Below are 17,929 nucleotides of genomic sequence, written 5' to 3'. Positions count from 1 at the left end.
GGAAATCCGGCGATTTCCTCCCGTTTTGCGTGAGCCGGGTTATTTCCCGCTGCCGCCCGCGGCGGCTTCGCCGGCCCCTTCATCTTTCGGAACTTCCCCGATCGTAGCCGGGTCGACAAAGCCGTAACCTTTGGCTTCGAGCTTGGTCAGCAGCTCGTCGAGCGCCTCGACGGTCCAGGGCAGTTCATGCATCAGGATATTGCTTCCGGCATGGAGTTGATCCATCACATTCTGGATAACGGCATCCGGTTTGTTTTTGTTCTTCGAATCCCAATCGAGCGAGCCGTTGGACCAGGTCATGTAGATCATGCCGTTCTCTTCGACGATTTGATGCAGCGCGTCATTGCCGGAACCGAAGGGCGGCCGGAAAAAACGCGGGCGTTCCCCGATGGTTTGCTCGACGATTATCTGGACGTCCTCTACCTGTTTGCGGGCGTTCTCGGGCGTTTCTTTTTTCAAATCGATATGATCCCAGCTATGATTGCCGATGATTTGGCCGCGGTCGTGGATAAGCGTCAGCAGCTCGGGATGGGCTTTGACTCTGTAGCCGTTCACGAAGAAGATGGCCTTCGCGTGATGTTTGTCCAGCGTGTCGATCAGTCCGTCGATCATTTCCTCTTCTTTGGGGCCGTCGTCGAAGGTCAGAAGCACCACTTTTTTCTCGGTGCCTTCTTCATTCGGCGCGACATTGTACGCCTTGTTGATATGGTAAAGGCTGGCCGGCGGTTCGGGCGGCGTCTGTTCCTCCGCCGGAGCTTCGTCCGAAGCCGGGTTTCCCGCTTCGCCGGGAGGAACCGCATCGGTTCCGCCGGATTCGGGTTCCGGGGCGGTGTTTGCCGCCGAAGGGAGGGAGATTTCCACGGCGGGCGGTGACGAATCCGGAGCGGCGGCCTTCTGGCCGCACGAACTAAGCAACAGGCAAACGGCTGCAAACAGCAGCACTTTCTTGCTGATCAAATGTAACACCTTCGCTTTCCTGTATTTATGCCGCATGAGATTGGAGTAAAGCGCGAACACTACAACTGATTTTAACATATCCAAGGAGGTTGTTTAGGTGAAATCTTCCTCATTTTTATGCGGCGTTCTGCTTGGGGCAACCGCTGTCGTACTGGCCTCCCGCAGAAACAAGGGTTGGATGAACATGATCGGCCAGGCGGGATCGGTCCTGAAGTCGGCGACCATGAAAAACGGACAAAACGGACAGAACGGGCAGAACCACGTCCGGCAGTCGGCGGGTTCGGGTACTAGCGGAGCCGCAGCAACGGCCCAGGTGTATCCCAGTTCGGTATCTTCGTCCCATGCGGGTAATTCGCAGGAATACAATCTAAACCAGATCAAGGACTTCATCAAGAGCAGTCCGGACGTGCGGCGCGAGGTCGAGGCGATCCTGAAGGAGACTCATACCGTCATTCCGGGATTGTAATTGGTTATGCCGTTTTGAATCATTTTCGGTTTCCCGTTCGGGGACAGAAAATGATTCTTTTTTGACGATTTTATTTCGTGCATTTCATGCCGAGAAATGATAACATACATACAAAGAACCATTTCCATCACATATTCGAGCAGGTTTCATAATCTGTTATAACACGGTATGGAGAGGAGGATCCTGTATGAGGATTGAGAGACTTGGCCAGGATAAAATACGGATTTTCCTCACGTTTGACGATCTAAGCGAACGCGGTATTCAAAAAGAGGATATGTGGCAGGAAATCCCGAAAGTCCATGACCTGTTCACCGAGATGATGGATCAGGCTTATAACGAAGTGGGCTTCGACGCCACAGGACCTTTGGCGGTGGAAGTGTTTGCTCTTCCGGCACAGGGAATGGTCGTCATCGTAACTAGAGGCAAATACGATCACCATCCTTTCGGGGGCGGATCGTCTTATGAGGATGAATTGCCCGATGAAGTATACGAGATGGAAGTAACGCTGGAGAGCAGCGATACGATTCTCTATTCTTTCGATGATTTTGAAGTATTGATCGAAGCGGCTCACGTTTTGCGGCAAATGATTGATGAAGCCGGCAGACTGTATAAATATAATGGGAAATGGGTTCTTAGGCTCGAACCGGATGAACTGGACGAAGTGAAAATTCCGGCGCTCATCGCGGTTTTGGCCGAATTCGGCGAGGCGACATCGGTAACGCCGGCCATGTTGGACGAATACGGAGATGTCATCATGGCGGAACGCGCAATCGCGGTCATCTGCAGCCATTTTAAACGTCAGGATTAAAGCAAGCATGAAGCATATCGCACAAAGCACCATAGGAGATAAGGGACGGTCACACGGTAAGGGGGGATAACCGTTGCTCTTTTTCTCGATTGCCACGGCAGCGGTTGCTCCCGGTATCGCTCTCTTGACCTATTTTTACTTGAAGGACAAGTATGATACCGAGCCGCTCCATATAGTTATCAAAGTTTTCTTGCTCGGTTTTTTGATCGTTCTGCCCGTCATGATTATACAGCGGGGGCTCACACTTTGGCTCGGGGACGGGCCGTGGGTTTCCGCTTTTGCGATTTCCGCCGGTGTGGAAGAGGCGCTCAAATGGTTTGTTTTGTTCCATATGATCTATAATCACACGGAGTTTGACGAACCTTATGACGGCATTCTTTATGCCGCCGCGATTTCTCTGGGCTTCGCCACCGTCGAGAACGTGATCTTCGCTTTGGCGAGCCACGCATCGATCGGCACCATGATCGTCCGCGCCTTGCTTCCGGTATCGGGACATGCGATGTTCGGCGTCATGATGGGTTATTACCTTGGCCGGGCCAAGTTTTCCACCGGCAAGGGAAGCCGCCGGAAATTCCTGGCTTTTTCCCTGTTGCTGCCTCTGTTTTGGCATGGAGTTTACGATTGGATTCTGGAGAATGTAACGCAATATTGGATCTGGTTCATCGTTCCGCTGATGGCGTTTCTGTGGTATGGCGGAATCGGCAAAATGTACCGGGCCAACAAGCGCTCCCCCTTCCGTTTGACGGAGGCTAGGGGACAAGATTAACCTGATGCGAGAAAGGGCATCCTGATTCTAGAAACGGCATTTGGCCGAGATCTGGAAGGGGTGCCTTTTTTTGGAGCGCATAAAAGTGAAAATTATTTGCAAAAACTGCGGGGAACGCTTCATTCTTCGCGGCCGGAAAGAGAAGGGACGGATCGATACGGGATTTAAGCAATGTATTTGCGACAACCGAAACCAGTTCGATATCGAAGAGGAAATCGGCCACGGGTGACTTTATAAACGTCCTCCATTAGATGCATAAACCTCCAATCATCATGTCAAACTATGCCTTAGACATATGAAGAAGGGAGTGCGTCTACCGATGTACAAACGATTGAGTGCCATTTTATTTCCGGTTGCCACGATCCTGTTGATCGGTGCCGTGGTTTGGGGTTACCAAGAAAACCAGGAGAAAAACGCGATATTGATCAAGGCGGAGAACCAGTACCAAAGAGCTTTCCATGATTTATCCTATCATGTGGACAAGCTGCACAGCGAGCTGGGCAATACGCTTGCCGTCCATTCCGCTTCAACCGATTCGCATCGCAAAGGCCTTGTCAACGTCTGGCGGATTACGAGCGAAGCCCAGAACGAAATCAACCAGCTTCCGCTAACCCTCCTGCCTTTCAACAAAACGGAGGAGCTGCTGTCGCGAATATCCAAATTTTCATATCAGACGGCGGTGCGCGATCTGACCAAGGATCCGCTGTCGGACGGGGAAATGAAAAACCTGAAAGAGCTGTACAAAAGCTCGGGTCAGATTTCAAAAGACCTTCAAGCCGTGCAGAACAAAGTTATCGCCAACCGCCTTCGCTGGATGGATGTGGAGACGGCGCTGGCAAGCAACCGGGAGCCGAAGGACAACACGATTATCGACGGATTCAAAACCGTGGACAAAAAAGTCGGCGAATATCCGGAGCTTGATTGGGGGCCGTCCGTATCGAGCATGTACAACAAGCGTTCGGTCAAGAAGCTGAGCGGTACGCCGGTGACCGTGGATAAAATAAAAGCGGACGCCGCCAAGTTTACCGGGGACGGCAACCATGCCGGCATTAAAGTGATCGAAAACGGCAAGGGAACAGAATGGGCCTCTTTTACGGCTCAAATTCCGGGCAAGCAAGGGGATTACAAGACGCTGGATTTCACCCGCAACGGTGGACATCTGATCGCTTATGCCGATAACCGGACCATCGGTCCGAAACGGGTCGGTGGGAATGAAGCGAGAGCGCAAGCTGAACAGTTTCTGCGTGACAAAGGATTCCCGGACCTCACTCCGGTGTCGTACGATGAATTCGACAATATCGGAACCTTTACCTTTGTCGGCAAGCAAGGAGATACGCTGATTTACCCGGAAAAAGTAACGGTCCGTGTCGGTTTGGACAGCGGCCAGGTTACCGGGATGCAAGCCAGCGATTACGTGTATGAACGCGAAAACCGCAAAACGCCGGAAAAACCGAAGCTTTCGCTGGAGCAGGCGCGCAAGAAGTTGAACGGAGATTACAAGGAGAAATATCACCGGCTTGCGCAAATCGAAAACGATATGTCGGAGAAAGTAACGACCTACGAATTCGGCGGCTCGATCAACGGGTCGAATTATAAAATCTTTATCAACGCGCAAACCGGCGCGGAAGAGATGATCGAGGAGATCCGCAACGCGAAAAAGGCGAATCAAGCCACGCGTTCGTAATAAGTGGAGGAAGGCTTGCCTGAAAAAGGAAAGCCTTCTTCTTTTTTCGCGGCAAAACGCCAAAATTGCAAGTCAAACGGCACCGCCTCATGATATAATCGAGAAGTGATACAGCCAGAAGATTTCATTTAGAGGTGGGTGGAAAAGCGTTGTTGCCAAAAATTAACGATCTGGTCTTCATCCAAGTCGCCTCTGCGGATAAAAAGGAAACGGAGAAAGAGTGCAAATCCCGGATTGCGGATGACGAGGAAGACTTCTATCTGATCGAAATCCCGATCGAGGTGGGGAGCGGACGGATGAAGCGGCTTTTTGTCGGGGACGAGCTGTCCGTTTACTTTCTGACCGATAACGGGGTCAAAAATTATTTCAATACATACGTTCTGGGTTATGCCGACGATGTCGTCCAGCTGGTGCGAATCCGCAAACCGGACCCGGAGGCGATTACCAAGATTCAGCGGCGCAATTTTTTGCGTGTGGTCGCCGAGCTGGAACTCGCCGTTAAGCTGAAGGACGGCACCCGCTTCGTGGCATATACGGACGATGTGGGCGGCGGCGGCGTGTCGTTTCTATGCGACGGTAAATTCAAATTGACCGAAGGCGACCAGTTGTATTGCTGGCTGCTGATCCCGTACAAGAACGGCTCCATCGAGCACGCCCCGTTTGAAGCGGAAGTGGTCCGCACCAAATCGCTGGAAAACGGCCGAACCCTGGTTATGCTTAAATTCGCCAGCATTTCCGATATGGAACGTCAGAAAATTATCCGCTATTGCTTCGAGCGACAGTTCGATTTCCGCAACCGCTGACCGGGACTTGTTTTTTGACAATCAAAGAGTTGCCTTCGCGCCGCTTTGGATATGCTATTAGTACTAAATAATAGATATTCAAAGCTCGATACGACGGGAGGAAGTCCAGATGACGGAAAACGACGATGCCCAAGCCTTTACGGCCCTGTTCCTGAAATTCTCGGAACGGGCGGAGCGCTGGCTCAAGAAGGCGGCGATCGTACTGTTTGTCCTGTTATGCCTGTTTCAAGCGGCCTTAAGGGTGCCGGCCGTCCGCCATTTGCTGGCTTCCGCCGATAAGCTGGAAGGCAGTCCGGTTCATCGGACGGACGGGCGCTAGAAATGTTTCCCAAAGGCCGAAGGCTTTTGCATCCATTTGCTTTGTGTGGTATAATTTTCACGTCGCAGGCAATGCCTGCTTTTTTCTTGAGGACTTGTTTTGAGGAGGAATGCCCTTTTGGCAAGCGGAGCGTCATCATCTTATGGCAAGATCAACATCGCGATCGACGGGCCTGCCGGGGCAGGCAAAAGCACCATAGCCCGCAAAGTCGCCGGTATGCTGACTTATGTATATGTCGACACCGGCGCCATGTACCGCGCGGCGACCTGGTATTTTGGCCAGCTTGGGATCGAGCCGGAAGATGAGGAGAAAGTGCTTCAAAGACTCCCCGATCTGGTTATTGAATTAATACCTGAAGCGGACGGACAGCGGGTCTTTGTCAACGGACAAGAGGCAACGGAGGAGATTCGTTCTCTGGCGGTCAACGCCAAAGTATCCCGATATGCGCAAATCGAGGGGCTGCGCAGCAGGCTTGTCTCCCTTCAGCGGCAAATGGCTTTGCGCAAAGGCGTCGTGATGGATGGACGCGATATCGGTACTACGGTTCTTCCCGATGCCGAGGTCAAGATTTTTATGACGGCGAGCGTCGAAGAACGGGCGCGGCGACGGTACAGGGAAATGAAGGAGCAGGACCAGATCACACTGGAGCAGCTGATCCGGGACATGAATGAACGGGACCGGCTGGACCGGGAACGTGAAATTTCGCCGCTCCGTCAGGCGGAGGACGCGCATCTCTTGGACACCACGAACATGACCTTGGACGAGGTCGCCGAGACCATTGTTTCCATGTGCCTAAACTTTGTGAGAGAGAGAGAACTGGGATGATTTACGTTTTTTGCCGAGGCGTGCTTCGCCTCATCTACAAATTGGCTTTCCGTTTGGAGGCGAAGGGGCTGGAGCATATCCCCGCCGAGGGCGGCGTGCTGCTCTGTTCCAATCACATCAGCCTGTTGGACCCGCCTACGATCGGCATTAAGCTGAAGCGGAAGGTTCACTTTATGGCGAAGAAGGAACTGTTCGATATTTTCGGGTTCGGTTGGCTGATTACACAGCTAGGCGCTTTTCCCGTGAAACGGGGCGGCGTCAGCAAGGAGTCGATCAAAACTTCGCTGAATTTGCTTCGCGGAGGCCATGTCATGGGGATATTCCCGGAAGGTCACCGGGTCAAAGGGGATGAAGGCGCGATCGGCAAGAGGGGTGCGGCGACGTTCGCGCTTCGCAGCGACGCGGCTGTTATTCCGGTCGCCATTATCGGCAATTATAAGCTTTTTCGCAAAATGAAGGTGGTTTACGGCGAGCCCATTGATTTGTCCGCATTTAAGGAAGACAAGGGCGGCGATGCGGCCGAGCAGGCCACCGAGCTGATCATGTCCCGAATCGCCGAGCTCAAAAAGCGGGGATAATCGTTCCCGTCCGTGCATGAAGGCAGGGGACATTTGGAAAGCTAGAAAAGAATATGTTTTGAACTTCGCTACCAGCGGGTTTAAATAAATGGGTTTTTCTGAATTGAGGAGGGTATTCACATGTCGGAAGAAACAAAGAATGGGCTGGAAGCCGCCGAGACGGCAAGCCAAGAAGCAATGGAACAAATCGTATCCTTGAAAAAAGGGGACACCGTCAAAGGAACGATCGTCAAAATCGAAGATAACCAAGCTTATGTAAGCATTGGATATAAATACGACGGCGTTATTCCTATTCGCGAATTGTCCTCGGTCCACCTGGACAACGCGGCAGAGGCCGTTCAAGTTGGCCAAGAAGTGGAAACGAAAGTTGTCAGCATCGACGACGAGAAGGAGCGCCTTGTTCTTTCGAAACGCGCGATTGACAGCGAGAACGCTTGGGACGAATTGCAAAAACGTTTCGACAGCCAAGAAACGTTCGAAGTGACGGTTGCCGACGTGGTTAAAGGCGGTATCGTGGCGGACGTAGGCGTTCGCGGCTTCATTCCGGCTTCCATGGTCGAGCGTCATTTCGTGGAAGACTTCAGCGATTACAAGGGCCGTACCCTGCGCGTGAAGGTGAAGGAACTCGACCGCGAGAACAACAAGGTCATCCTGTCCCAAAAGGATGTGCTTGACGAAGAGTTCGAAGCCAATAAGCTGAAGGTCATGGGCGAACTCAAGGAAGGCGAAGTGATCGAAGGAACGGTTCAACGCCTGACCCAATTCGGCGCGTTTGTCGATGTAGGCGGAGTCGACGGCCTGGTTCACGTATCCGAAATTGCATGGAGCCATGTCGATAAGCCTGCCGACGTACTTTCCGAAGGCGACAAAGTGAAAGTTAAAGTACTGAAAGTCGATCCGGAAAAAGGCAAAATCAGCCTCAGCATCAAAGCGGCTACCCCGGGTCCTTGGGAAACGGCTGCCGATCAATTCCATACCGGCGATATCGTGAGCGGCGAAGTGAAACGCCTCGTCAATTTCGGCGCATTCGTGGAAATTGCTCCGGGCGTTGAAGGACTTGTTCATATCTCTCAAATCTCGCACAAACATATCGGTACCCCGCAGGAAGTATTGAAGGAAGGCCAAACCGTTCAAGTGAAAGTGCTGGATGTCAATCCGGGCGAGAAACGGGTAAGCCTGAGCATCAAGGAAACCGAGGAAGCACCTGCTCCGGCTCCGCGCAGCGAGAAGCCATCCAAAGGCAGCAGCGTAAGAAAAGAGGATTTGGGCGACAACCCGAATGTCTCGCTGAGCAACCAAGGCCTCAGCATTACGCTGGGCGAACGCTTCGGCGACAAGCTGAGCAAATTGAAATAAGCGGGATAAAGCAAGCAATGGATCGGCGGACCCTTGAAGCGGGTTCGCCGATTTTGCTTAAATAAGGAGATTTACAACCGATTCGGGATCCTCAAAGCTAACGAATACGAGTTAGCCAATGTATCGTTTTTTTGCTATGATGATCTAGGTATCTGACGAAAATGGAAATGGGAATATTGATAATATAATTCCAAATTAAGGAGGAATGCGCATGGCAAGACCTGTTGTGGCCATCGTCGGCAGGCCGAACGTAGGGAAATCGACGATATTCAACCGCATAATCGGCGACCGACTGGCTATTGTGGAAGACAAGCCGGGCATTACCAGGGACCGGATTTACGGTTCGGCGGAATGGAACGGCAAACCCTTCAGCATCATCGATACGGGAGGGATCGAGCTGGACGACGAAGAGCCGATTCTCAAGTCGATCCGCATGCAGGCGGAGCTTGCGATCGAGGAAGCGGACGTCATCGTGTTCATGTGCGATGCCAAAGCCGGGGTTACCGGCTCCGACGAAGAGGTGGCCGGCATGCTGTTCCGGTCGGGCAAACCGATTATCGTCGCGGTCAACAAAGTGGACAATATCGGGCGTATGGACAATATTTACGAATTCTACAACCTCGGCTTCGGCGACCCGATCGCCGTATCCGGCAGTCACGGCACGGGGATCGGCGACCTGCTCGACGCGATCACTGATAATTTGCCGGAACCCCAAGACGACGAATACGATGACGACGTTATCCGCGTCGCCTTGATCGGGCGGCCGAATGTCGGGAAGTCCTCGCTTGTAAACGCAATTCTCGGCGAAGAACGGGTTATTGTAAGCGATATTGCCGGAACGACGCGGGACGCGATCGATACGCCGTTTGAGAAGGACGGGCAGAAATACGTCCTGATCGATACTGCCGGGATGCGCAAGCGGGGCAAAGTATACGAAACGACCGAAAAGTACAGCGTGATGCGGGCGATGAAGGCGATTGAACGCGCCGATGTCGTGCTTGTCCTGATCAACGGCGAGGAAGGCATCATCGAGCAAGACAAGCATATCGCCGGATATGCTTACGAGGCCGGCAAAGCTTCTATCTTCGTCGTTAACAAATGGGATGTCGTCGAGAAGGACGACAAAACGATGCATCAATTCGAACAAAAAATCCGCGACCACTTCCTGTTCATGACGTATGCGCCGATCGTATTTCTTTCGGCCAAAACAAAGCAGCGTTTGCACAAGCTGCTGCCCGTCGTGCAGCATGTGGCCGACCAGCATACGAAGCGGGTGCAGACTCATCTGCTGAATGATGTGGTATCCGATGCGATCGCGATCAACCCTCCGCCGACGGACAAGGGACGCAGACTTCGCATCAATTATGTCACGCAAGTCGCCGTGAAGCCTCCGACGATCGTCGTGTTTGTCAACGATCCGGAGCTCATGCATTTTTCCTATGAACGGTATCTGGAGAACAAGATCAGAGCCGCTTTCGATTTTGAGGGAACGCCGATCCGTTTGTTTACGCGGCGTAAGTCTGATGAAGGTTAGGGGAGTAGGAAACCAGTGATTTTACCCGTCATTGCAGTAATCGCATGCTATTTACTCGGCTCGGTCAGCTTCAGCGTGGTACTGGCCAAAATTTTGAAGGGCATCGATATCCGCCAGCACGGCAGCGGCAACGCGGGCGCGACCAATACGCTGCGCGTGCTGGGCAAAGGCCCGGCGATTCTGGTACTGGCGCTTGACGTGCTCAAGGGCATCGCCGCCGTTTGGATCGGCATCTGGCTCGGAGGCGGCTCGGAATGGGTAGCCGCGCTTTGCGGCATCGCCGCCATTATCGGCCATAACTGGCCGCTTTACTTCCGCTTCCGCGGCGGCAAAGGCATCGCCACGACTATCGGGGTCATGGCGACCCTGATCTTTTTCCCGGCGCTCTATGCCGGTATCATCGCCATCCTATCGATTGTTTTTACAAGATACGTTTCGCTCGGCTCATTGATTTTCGTGTTGTTGACGCCGGTTTTTCTTGCGGTGACAGGCGAATTCGGCCCGTATTTTTGGGCGAGTCTGGTCATTTGCGTATTCGCCTTTTGGAGACACCGCACCAACATCGTGAAGCTCGCCCAGGGGAAAGAAAACAAACTGGGCTCCAAAGGAGGAAAACGCGTTGTCTGAGAAAGCTGCAGTGCTGGTGGCGGGAAGTTGGGGAACGGCGCTCGCCAGCGTGCTTGCCGACAAAGGCCTGGACGTGGCTATCTGGACCCGTAATGAAGCGCAAAGAGATGAAATCAATACGCTGCACCGCAATGAGCGATTCTTGCCCGGAGTGGAGCTGGGGCCGAACCTGCGCGCAACCACCGATATGGGCGAGGCTGTAGAAGGAGCGAAAGCGGTGGTTATCGTGGCTCCCTCGTCGGCGGTACGCGAGGTGGCGAAGAGTCTTAAAGCTTATTATCGGAAAGATATGCTCGTTGTGCACGCGACCAAGGGCTTTGAAATCGAAAGCATGAAACGGGTATCCACCGTGATCGCGGAGGAGCTCGGCTGCGAGGAAGGACGCATCGTCGTGTTGTCCGGCCCGAGCCATGCGGAGGAAGTCGTCAAGCGATATCCGACCACCGTGGTCGTCGCTTCGCTCGAAGACGATCAAGCCGCGGCCGCGCAGGATCTGTTCATGAATCCCTATTTCCGCGTTTATACGAACCGGGACTTGGTCGGCGTGGAACTGGCCGGTGCGCTGAAGAACATCATCGCCCTCGGGGCGGGCATGTCCGACGGCTTGGGCTACGGCGATAACGCCAAGGCGGCGCTGCTGACCCGCGGACTCGCGGAAATTACCCGCATCGGCGTGGAAATGGGCGCCAATCCGCTGACATTCGCCGGTCTGGCCGGCATCGGCGACCTGGTCGTAACCGCGACCAGCCGCCACAGCCGCAACTGGCGAGCCGGATTCATGCTCGGCGAGGGTAAACCGCTCCAGGAGGTACTCGGCTCGATGGGCATGGTCGTCGAAGGCATCCGCACGACGAAAGCGGCTCACGCCATCTCCGAGAAATTCCAGGTGCAGATGCCGATCGCGGCCCAGCTTTATCATGTGCTGTTTGAGGGGCTCGACCCGCGTACCGCCGTCGAGGCGCTGATGGGGCGCGACCGCAAAACCGAAATGGAGGCCATGTCGCTCGAAACCTGGGAGACGTGGCACACTTAAAGCAGTGTACGATATATAGGTGCTCGGCGGAATCCGCAACGGCCCAGGACCTTTTCCCGTTCCTGTTCATAAAATGATGAAGAGGACAACGGAGGAGGCGAGAGTATGGGCAAGGTTTCCAAAGATGCTTTGAGTGCCATTAACAAAAAAACCGGAAAAAACATTACCGAAGGCGCGGTCAAAAAACTGGCCAGCACGGTAAAGCCCTCGACGATGCAGAATGAGGCGGAGCTGAGAAAGCTGATTAAGCAGGTTTCCGCCATGGCCAAAGTGCCCGTCACGGAGAGCACGGTTAATGAAATTATCGGAGCCGTCAAGAAGAGCGGCATGAACCCGTCCAATATGGAAGCGTTGATGAAAATGATGATAAAGAAGTAACGAATAGCAAAAAAGTCTTTCGGCCCGGGTTTGCGAACGAGGATTTGGTTCAATCGCCCGCCGCCGGAGGCTTTTTTTTGTTTGCCGCGATTTTTTGGCTTGCGTGGCCTGATCGATAGGGAGATGCTATAATATTCATCATATGAATGCCGGAATAAGATGGGAGTGTAACGTTCATGGACGCAATGACCAAAATGTGGTTATCCTTGGCGGCGATTCTTGTCATGGGCTTGTCCGTCTTTTTGATTACATTCGCCCGAACGAAAACCAAAGGCGTTATTCGCGGGTTGTTGTCGGTGATCGCATTTGTGATCATGCTGGCCGGCTTTCTGACGGGCCTCGTATCGATCACCTGAAGAACTCCGGTCAAGAAAGAAGAGGATGGAATTATGAGTACGAACGATGGTGGTTTTGACGAATGGAATTCCGGGATCGGGCAGGCGCTTCGCGAACTGGCGATGCGGTTAAGTGATACCGACGGGAGCTGGCTGCTTGGCGGAAGCAGCGGACTGTGGCTGCAAGGCGTCAAGCTGGCCGCGCCGCCCAGGGACATCGATGTATACGCCGATCTTCCGCATGCCGGGGCATTGCACGGCTTGCTCAGTGATCAGGCGCTGGACGAGCCGCGCCTTGACGAAAGTGGGCTTTACATATCGATGTTGAGCCATTACCGGCTGCATGATTACACGACCGAGCTGGTCGGCGGTTTCCGGGTAAATACGGAAGGAGCGCGGTACAAGACGGAAGTGTCCGAGGTGCTTGCGCCGGCCGCCGAATCTGTTCGGCTCGGCGACGCGACGGTGCGGGTCATGCCGCTCGCGCATGAATTTGTGTTTAATGTGCTGCGAGATCGTCCGGACCGTTACCTGGCGATCGCGGAAGTCATGCGCCGCCAGCCTGAACGGCATCTGCCCCTGCTGGCCACGCTGCTGGAAAGGAACCTGTGGACGGCCGAGCTGGTTGCCAAGATGGCGGAAATGCTGGACCGACCGCTGCTGTCATTGAGCTGGGGGGCACTGGAAAGCAATTGAACATGAAAGGAACGGGCGATGGAGCAGCAAATCACATTTTTACCGCAGAATAAAACTGTCAAGGTGAGGCCGGGCACCAGTGTTCTTCATGCCGCTCGCGAAGCCCGGGTTCATATCGCCACCCGTTGCGGCGGAAATGCCGGCTGCCTGATGTGCAAAGTTACGGTAGAACCGGGACTGGAGGCGGAGTTGACGCCTCCGACCGCGGCGGAACGCCGCAAGCTCGGGCCCTTGCTTGAGCGGGGGATCCGCCTCGCCTGCCAGGCGAGGATCACCGGCCCGGCGGCGGTCAGGCTGCCGGAAGATCCGCTGAAGGCCGCGATCCGCAAACAGTTGGAAGCGCAACAACAAAATGATGACCTCTGGTAGACCTTCGGAAAAACGCTGTAAAGGATGAAGCGATTTGAAATGGCATGCTCAAGAGAAACGGTATAAATCGCCGCTGCGCGCAATGCGTACCGCCGGGATGCTGGCCGTTCTGGCCGGACTGCTGGCCGGGTGCCTTTATCCCGGCGGCGAGCAGGGGCAGGACAGGAAAGTGTCTTACCTGGAGAGCGTCGAAAGAATTCAAAACGCGGTGGACCGGTTCCAAGCCGATCGCACGATATTGCCGATCATCACCGCGGGACAAGAGACGCCGCGTTATGAAAAATTCGTCATCGATCTGAATTTGTTGCAACAGCAAGGTTTTCTCGATGAAATTCCAGCGACCGCCTTTGAAAAAGGCGGCAGTGCCTACTTTTTGCTGCTCAATGAGGAGGTCGATCCGACCGTCAAGGTCATGGACCTGGAAACCGTCCAGAAGGTCAACGACGTACAGCGCCTGGTCGATCAATTCGCAAGGGCTCACGACGGCAAGCTGCCGGCCTTAGGGGAACAGGAGACTTATCCGGGATTGTACACGGTTGATTTGGAACTGGCGGGGGCCGGGAAGTATGGCTTGAACAGCGTCTACTCCGGTCAGCCTTTGAATTTTATTGTTGATCAAGCCGGCCGGGTGTATGCCGATTATGCCCCCGATATCATGCTGGCCGTGGAAAAGTCCGGAGAAACGCCGCAGGATGGCGAAGATCTGCGGGAAGTACTGACGGCGGCATCTTACTTTGCACCCGTAAAATCGCTTCCTTATCACTGGGTTGACGGAAGTCCGGTGCCGCAGCCCGAATCGTGAAAGTTGGTTGTGCTTTACGGGCTGGATTCATGCAAATAGCGTCCCTTTGGGGCGCTATTTCTTTATATTAAGGTGTTTGCATAACAAATAGTGCCCTATAACCCTAAAAGGCTGTTATTCACGGGGTTCGCACGAAGGCGAGTCTAGCATTATCCACGAATTGATTTTAAGAATTTCGGAATATTCGAATCGCTAGAATCATACTCATTCAATATGGCGGAAATTGGGCCGCTTTGTTCGCGACGAAGCGCCGGATGCAAAAAAAATGGGCTCGGACGGTGCATTCCGTCATAAAACGGCATCTGGTACATATGATGTTACTAGTCCAAATGCATGTACGAGTTGCGCCGCTTCGTTTTGTTCTCTCCACGGGTTTGCGGCGGCGGACACGGGTAAGGGGAGCTGCCGCTCCTGTCAAAGCTTTTAATTTCTTAATGTTGGTGAATAACGAAGCGGATGCTCTCAAGGCATTTTTCCTTCGGCGAATTTTGAGGAGGGGATATCATTGGTATTGGAGAAAGTGGACATTTTTAAGGACATTGCCGAACGAACCGGAGGGGACATTTATCTGGGTGTCGTCGGGGCGGTTCGTACGGGCAAGTCAACATTTATCAAGCGGTTCATGGAAACGGTGGTGCTCCCGAACATCGCCAGCGAGGCGGATCGGGTCCGGGCGGTGGATGAGCTTCCTCAGAGCGCCGCGGGGAAAACGATCATGACGACCGAGCCGAAATTTGTCCCGAACAATGCGGTACAAATTAAGGTGGCCGAAGGGCTTGAGGTCAACGTAAGGCTTGTGGATTGCGTGGGCTATGCGGTCGAAGGGGCGAAAGGATACGAGGATGAAAACGGTCCCCGGATGATCTCGACCCCTTGGTTCGAAGAGCCGATTCCGTTCCAGGAAGCTGCGGAGATCGGCACGCGAAAGGTGATTCAGGAGCATTCCACCTTAGGCGTCGTCGTAACGACGGACGGTACGATCGCCGATATTCCGCGTTATTCCTATGTGGAATCGGAAGAGCGTGTGGTGGCCGAGTTGAAGGAAGTCGGCAAACCGTTCGTGCTCGTCATCAACTCGACGCGGCCGAACAGCGAGGAAACCCAACAATTGCGCGGCGAGCTCGCCGCGAAATACGATATTCCGGTCATCAGCCTCAGCGCGGCCACGATGTCCGAGGATGACGTCATGGGCGTACTACGGGAAGTGCTGTACGAATTCCCGGTTCACGAAGTCAACGTCAATCTTCCGAGCTGGGTCATGGTGCTGAACGAGAATCACTGGCTGCGCAGCAATTATGAAAATTCCGTCCGCGACACCGTAAAGGATATCCGCCGGCTCCGCGATGTAGACCGGGTCGTTACCAATTTCATGGAATACGACTTTATCGATCGCGCCGGGCTGAGCGGCCTAAATATGGGTCAGGGCGTAGCGGAAATCGATCTCTACGCTCCCGACGATTTGTACGACCGCATCCTGATGGAAGTGGTCGGCGTGGAAATCCGCGGCAAAGACCATCTGCTCCAGCTCATGCAGGATTTCACCCATGCCAAGCGTGAATACGACCGGTTTGCGGAAGCGCTTGAAATGGTCAAAACGACGGGTTACGGCATCGCCGCGCCTTCGCTCGCCGAAATGGCGCTCGACGAGCCGGAATTGATCCGCCAGGGCTCCCGGTTCGGAGTCAGACTGAAAGCGACGGCGCCGTCGATTCATATGATCCGCGTCGACGTCGAGTCCGAGTTCGCCCCGATTATCGGAACGGAGAAGCAGAGCGAGGAGCTCGTCCGCTACTTGATGCAGGATTTCGAGAACGATCCGATCAAGATTTGGGAGTCCGATATATTCGGGCGCTCGCTGCACTCGATCGTCCGGGAAGGCATTCAAGGCAAAATCGCGATGATGCCGGACAACGCCCGCTACAAATTGCAGGAAACGCTGGGCAGAATTATCAACGAAGGCTCCGGCGGGTTAATCGCCATCATCCTCTAAAGCTATGAATTGAATACCGGGACCCCTAACGGGGGTTCCGGTATTTTTGCGTTGAAGATTAAAAAACTTGAAAATATCGATGGGCTGTATTACTATGTATTTGTTCCGCGCCCCCGAGATGATTGTCAAAACGGCGATTTTACAAGGGATTTGCACGTAATATGCGCGGTACAACGTATATTCTACGGCAAAACGGAAACACAGAATAACAGAATGGTATAATACCTTGGTAGGGAGGTGAACCCTGATGAACAAATCCGACCTGATTTCTCAAGTGGCGGAAAGCGCGGAATTGTCCAAGAAAGACGCGACCAAAGCGGTCGACGCCGTATTCGAAGCGATTTCCGGAGCTTTGCAAAGCGGAGATAAAGTGCAATTGGTAGGCTTCGGCAATTTTGAAGTCCGCGAGCGCTCCGCGCGCAAAGGCCGCAACCCGCAAACCGGAGAAGAAATCGAAATCCCTGCGAGCAAAATTCCCGCATTCAAACCAGGCAAAGCGCTCAAAGACGGAATTAAATAAAGATTTCTACATATCTTCCGTGTTAAAAAGTCCGTGGGCAATTTTGTTCACGGCCTTTTCTTTTAGATCATCGGTCATTAGGTTTCTAAATATTTTACGGGGAGGGAGCAGCCTACCATGGATCAGCAGCATACCGGAAACCCAAGCGGAATTGAGCAAGCCGACAACAATGGAGATTATTTTGTCGTAAAGGCGAAAGAACAGGGCGTTACGGTCATCGGGCTTACCCGGGGCAAAGATACGCGCTTTCACCATACGGAAAAGCTGGACAAGGGCGAGGTGCTGATTGCGCAATTTACCGATCATACCTCTGCCGTTAAAGTAAGAGGCAAAGCTGTCGTTTATACGAAGCACGGGGTTATCGATACGGAAGAGTGATTTACGAATTTGCAGGCATAGCCTGCTTTTTTCTTTTGTACAATGGGATATAGACCTTATAGGTTGACCGAAAATAACAAATATTCGGCTAATGACCTATTGAAGGGGGATTCCCGTGAAAGTCAAACCGATACTTCAAGTCTTGCTTCTGACGCTCGGCACCGCTCTGCTGCTGGCGTACCTGACCCGGCCGGGCGGGCCGTTACTTGGGAATAGCAGCCCGGTTTCGGCCGCGATCTTTGATGCGGAGCGGGAACAGCCGGTCGAACTGACGGACGACAACCTGGTCGATGGGCTGAAGACGCTGGAACTGCCCGCCCCCATCGCCAAGGTGGGACTGGACGGGCGGATATTATCCGTCGATCTCAGAGTAACGGAAGAGAGGTTCGATAAAAGCGAGTTATACGGCGGTATGGCCGAGCTGATCTCGTTCTCTTTCAAGCGGACGAGTAATATCGACCGGCTCCTGCTGCGGCTGATCGCCGAAGACCGGTGGCTCGGGACAAAATACCTGCTGCTTGCCGCCGATGTCCGGCGCGGAGACTGGCCCGATTCGGCGCTGGGAGCGCTGCGGAATGCCGGAGACGGCGAGCTTCCCCGCGAACTTAAGGAATGGCTCCGTATGACGGAGACACATCTTTGGAAGAGTAAAGTCAATTAGTTTCGTTTCGTGCGCTCCCCGGAAACATATGCTATAATAGACAA

The 17,929-nt window shown here is 53.6% G+C and carries 23 protein-coding genes; 22 read left to right on the top strand and 1 reads right to left on the bottom strand.

The genetic code is table 11. From position 1 onward, the window contains the following. Positions 1–39: 39 nt before the first annotated feature. On the bottom strand, positions 40–957 hold the full coding sequence (locus V3851_RS00955) for a polysaccharide deacetylase family protein (protein WP_331844619.1): 918 nt from the start codon (positions 955–957) through the stop codon (positions 40–42). A 97-nt stretch (positions 958–1,054) separates the two neighbouring features. On the opposite strand from V3851_RS00955, the gene V3851_RS00950 reads away from it, so the two are divergent. From V3851_RS00950 to V3851_RS00845, 22 genes are all read left to right on the top strand, one after another. After that, positions 1,055–1,423 carry a hypothetical protein gene (locus tag V3851_RS00950; protein ID WP_331844618.1) on the top strand — a complete coding sequence of 123 codons (369 nt, stop codon included), beginning with the start codon at positions 1,055–1,057 and terminating at the stop codon, positions 1,421–1,423. Positions 1,424–1,610: 187 nt separating this feature from the next. Further along, positions 1,611–2,231, top strand: a complete 621-nt coding sequence (locus tag V3851_RS00945) for a genetic competence negative regulator (protein WP_331844617.1) — start codon at positions 1,611–1,613, stop codon at positions 2,229–2,231. A gap of 73 nt (positions 2,232–2,304) precedes the next feature. Further along, positions 2,305–2,997 (top strand): glutamic-type intramembrane protease PrsW, encoded by a 693-nt coding sequence (prsW, locus tag V3851_RS00940; RefSeq protein WP_331844616.1) that lies wholly within the window; start codon positions 2,305–2,307, stop codon positions 2,995–2,997. Positions 2,998–3,067: 70 nt separating this feature from the next. Then, entirely contained in the window at positions 3,068–3,226 is a 159-nt protein-coding gene (locus V3851_RS00935) for a hypothetical protein (protein WP_331844615.1), read from the top strand. A gap of 90 nt (positions 3,227–3,316) precedes the next feature. Then, complete coding sequence (ypeB, locus tag V3851_RS00930) at positions 3,317–4,681, top strand: germination protein YpeB (protein ID WP_331844614.1); 1,365 nt, start codon at positions 3,317–3,319, stop codon at positions 4,679–4,681. Positions 4,682–4,830: 149 nt separating this feature from the next. After that, positions 4,831–5,484 (top strand): flagellar brake protein, encoded by a 654-nt coding sequence (locus V3851_RS00925; RefSeq protein ID WP_331844613.1) that lies wholly within the window; start codon positions 4,831–4,833, stop codon positions 5,482–5,484. Positions 5,485–5,593: 109 nt separating this feature from the next. After that, a complete protein-coding gene (locus tag V3851_RS00920) occupies positions 5,594–5,803 on the top strand; it encodes a hypothetical protein (protein ID WP_331844612.1) in 210 nt (69 codons plus the stop codon). 117 nt (positions 5,804–5,920) lie between these two features. Next, complete coding sequence (cmk, locus tag V3851_RS00915; RefSeq protein ID WP_331844611.1) at positions 5,921–6,628, top strand: (d)CMP kinase; 708 nt, start codon at positions 5,921–5,923, stop codon at positions 6,626–6,628. Beyond that, a complete protein-coding gene (locus V3851_RS00910; protein ID WP_331844610.1) occupies positions 6,625–7,206 on the top strand; it encodes a lysophospholipid acyltransferase family protein in 582 nt (193 codons plus the stop codon). The genes cmk and V3851_RS00910 overlap by 4 nt, the downstream gene beginning before the upstream one ends. A 120-nt stretch (positions 7,207–7,326) precedes the next feature. Continuing rightward, on the top strand, positions 7,327–8,562 hold the full coding sequence (rpsA, locus tag V3851_RS00905; protein ID WP_331844609.1) for a 30S ribosomal protein S1: 1,236 nt from the start codon (positions 7,327–7,329) through the stop codon (positions 8,560–8,562). A 211-nt stretch (positions 8,563–8,773) separates the two neighbouring features. Further along, positions 8,774–10,096: a ribosome biogenesis GTPase Der gene (gene der, locus V3851_RS00900; RefSeq protein ID WP_331844608.1), complete on the top strand. Its 1,323-nt coding sequence runs from the start codon at positions 8,774–8,776 to the stop codon at positions 10,094–10,096. Between the two features lie 15 nt (positions 10,097–10,111). After that, on the top strand, positions 10,112–10,723 hold the full coding sequence (plsY, locus tag V3851_RS00895; protein ID WP_331844607.1) for a glycerol-3-phosphate 1-O-acyltransferase PlsY: 612 nt from the start codon (positions 10,112–10,114) through the stop codon (positions 10,721–10,723). After that, the gene (locus V3851_RS00890; RefSeq protein WP_331844606.1) at positions 10,716–11,756 is read left to right on the top strand and encodes an NAD(P)H-dependent glycerol-3-phosphate dehydrogenase; all 1,041 of its coding nucleotides are present in this window, start codon (positions 10,716–10,718) and stop codon (positions 11,754–11,756) included. The genes plsY and V3851_RS00890 overlap by 8 nt, the downstream gene beginning before the upstream one ends. A 105-nt stretch (positions 11,757–11,861) precedes the next feature. Beyond that, positions 11,862–12,134 carry a stage VI sporulation protein F gene (locus V3851_RS00885; RefSeq protein WP_331844605.1) on the top strand — a complete coding sequence of 91 codons (273 nt, stop codon included), beginning with the start codon at positions 11,862–11,864 and terminating at the stop codon, positions 12,132–12,134. A 176-nt stretch (positions 12,135–12,310) separates the two neighbouring features. Continuing rightward, positions 12,311–12,490 carry a DUF2768 family protein gene (locus tag V3851_RS00880; protein WP_331844604.1) on the top strand — a complete coding sequence of 60 codons (180 nt, stop codon included), beginning with the start codon at positions 12,311–12,313 and terminating at the stop codon, positions 12,488–12,490. Positions 12,491–12,523: 33 nt separating this feature from the next. Further along, positions 12,524–13,165 (top strand): nucleotidyltransferase family protein, encoded by a 642-nt coding sequence (locus V3851_RS00875; protein WP_331844603.1) that lies wholly within the window; start codon positions 12,524–12,526, stop codon positions 13,163–13,165. Positions 13,166–13,183: 18 nt separating this feature from the next. Then, positions 13,184–13,534, top strand: coding sequence for a 2Fe-2S iron-sulfur cluster-binding protein (locus V3851_RS00870; protein WP_331844602.1), 351 nt, complete (start codon positions 13,184–13,186; stop codon positions 13,532–13,534). Between the two features lie 34 nt (positions 13,535–13,568). After that, positions 13,569–14,336, top strand: coding sequence for a hypothetical protein (locus tag V3851_RS00865; protein WP_331844601.1), 768 nt, complete (start codon positions 13,569–13,571; stop codon positions 14,334–14,336). A gap of 511 nt (positions 14,337–14,847) precedes the next feature. Then, on the top strand, positions 14,848–16,326 hold the full coding sequence (gene spoIVA, locus V3851_RS00860) for a stage IV sporulation protein A (RefSeq protein ID WP_331845233.1): 1,479 nt from the start codon (positions 14,848–14,850) through the stop codon (positions 16,324–16,326). A 247-nt stretch (positions 16,327–16,573) separates the two neighbouring features. Then, complete coding sequence (locus V3851_RS00855; RefSeq protein WP_331844600.1) at positions 16,574–16,846, top strand: HU family DNA-binding protein; 273 nt, start codon at positions 16,574–16,576, stop codon at positions 16,844–16,846. A gap of 117 nt (positions 16,847–16,963) precedes the next feature. Beyond that, positions 16,964–17,224: a trp RNA-binding attenuation protein MtrB gene (gene mtrB, locus V3851_RS00850; protein ID WP_331844599.1), complete on the top strand. Its 261-nt coding sequence runs from the start codon at positions 16,964–16,966 to the stop codon at positions 17,222–17,224. Positions 17,225–17,339: 115 nt separating this feature from the next. Beyond that, positions 17,340–17,885 (top strand): hypothetical protein, encoded by a 546-nt coding sequence (locus V3851_RS00845; protein WP_331844598.1) that lies wholly within the window; start codon positions 17,340–17,342, stop codon positions 17,883–17,885. Positions 17,886–17,929: the final 44 nt, after the last annotated feature.

The sequence above is a fragment of the Paenibacillus haidiansis genome, from assembly GCF_036553665.1.
Classification (GTDB): Bacteria; Bacillota; Bacilli; order Paenibacillales; family Paenibacillaceae; genus Fontibacillus; species Fontibacillus haidiansis.
This window is presented reverse-complemented; position numbering and strand designations above follow the sequence as displayed.

Bases quoted from the DNA above. Each gene is read 5' to 3' on its own strand.
- V3851_RS00945 (WP_331844617.1), top strand. From the start codon at position 1,611: ATGAGGATTGAGAGACTTGGCCAGGATAAAATACGGATTTTCCTCACG.
- ypeB (WP_331844614.1), top strand. From the start codon at position 3,317: ATGTACAAACGATTGAGTGCCATTTTATTTCCGGTTGCCACGATCCTG.
- V3851_RS00920 (WP_331844612.1), top strand. From the start codon at position 5,594: ATGACGGAAAACGACGATGCCCAAGCCTTTACGGCCCTGTTCCTGAAA.
- V3851_RS00910 (WP_331844610.1), top strand. From the start codon at position 6,625: ATGATTTACGTTTTTTGCCGAGGCGTGCTTCGCCTCATCTACAAATTG.
- rpsA (WP_331844609.1), top strand. From the start codon at position 7,327: ATGTCGGAAGAAACAAAGAATGGGCTGGAAGCCGCCGAGACGGCAAGC.
- der (WP_331844608.1), top strand. From the start codon at position 8,774: ATGGCAAGACCTGTTGTGGCCATCGTCGGCAGGCCGAACGTAGGGAAA.
- V3851_RS00885 (WP_331844605.1), top strand. From the start codon at position 11,862: ATGGGCAAGGTTTCCAAAGATGCTTTGAGTGCCATTAACAAAAAAACC.
- V3851_RS00880 (WP_331844604.1), top strand. From the start codon at position 12,311: ATGGACGCAATGACCAAAATGTGGTTATCCTTGGCGGCGATTCTTGTC.
- V3851_RS00875 (WP_331844603.1), top strand. From the start codon at position 12,524: ATGAGTACGAACGATGGTGGTTTTGACGAATGGAATTCCGGGATCGGG.
- V3851_RS00870 (WP_331844602.1), top strand. From the start codon at position 13,184: ATGGAGCAGCAAATCACATTTTTACCGCAGAATAAAACTGTCAAGGTG.
- V3851_RS00855 (WP_331844600.1), top strand. From the start codon at position 16,574: ATGAACAAATCCGACCTGATTTCTCAAGTGGCGGAAAGCGCGGAATTG.
- mtrB (WP_331844599.1), top strand. From the start codon at position 16,964: ATGGATCAGCAGCATACCGGAAACCCAAGCGGAATTGAGCAAGCCGAC.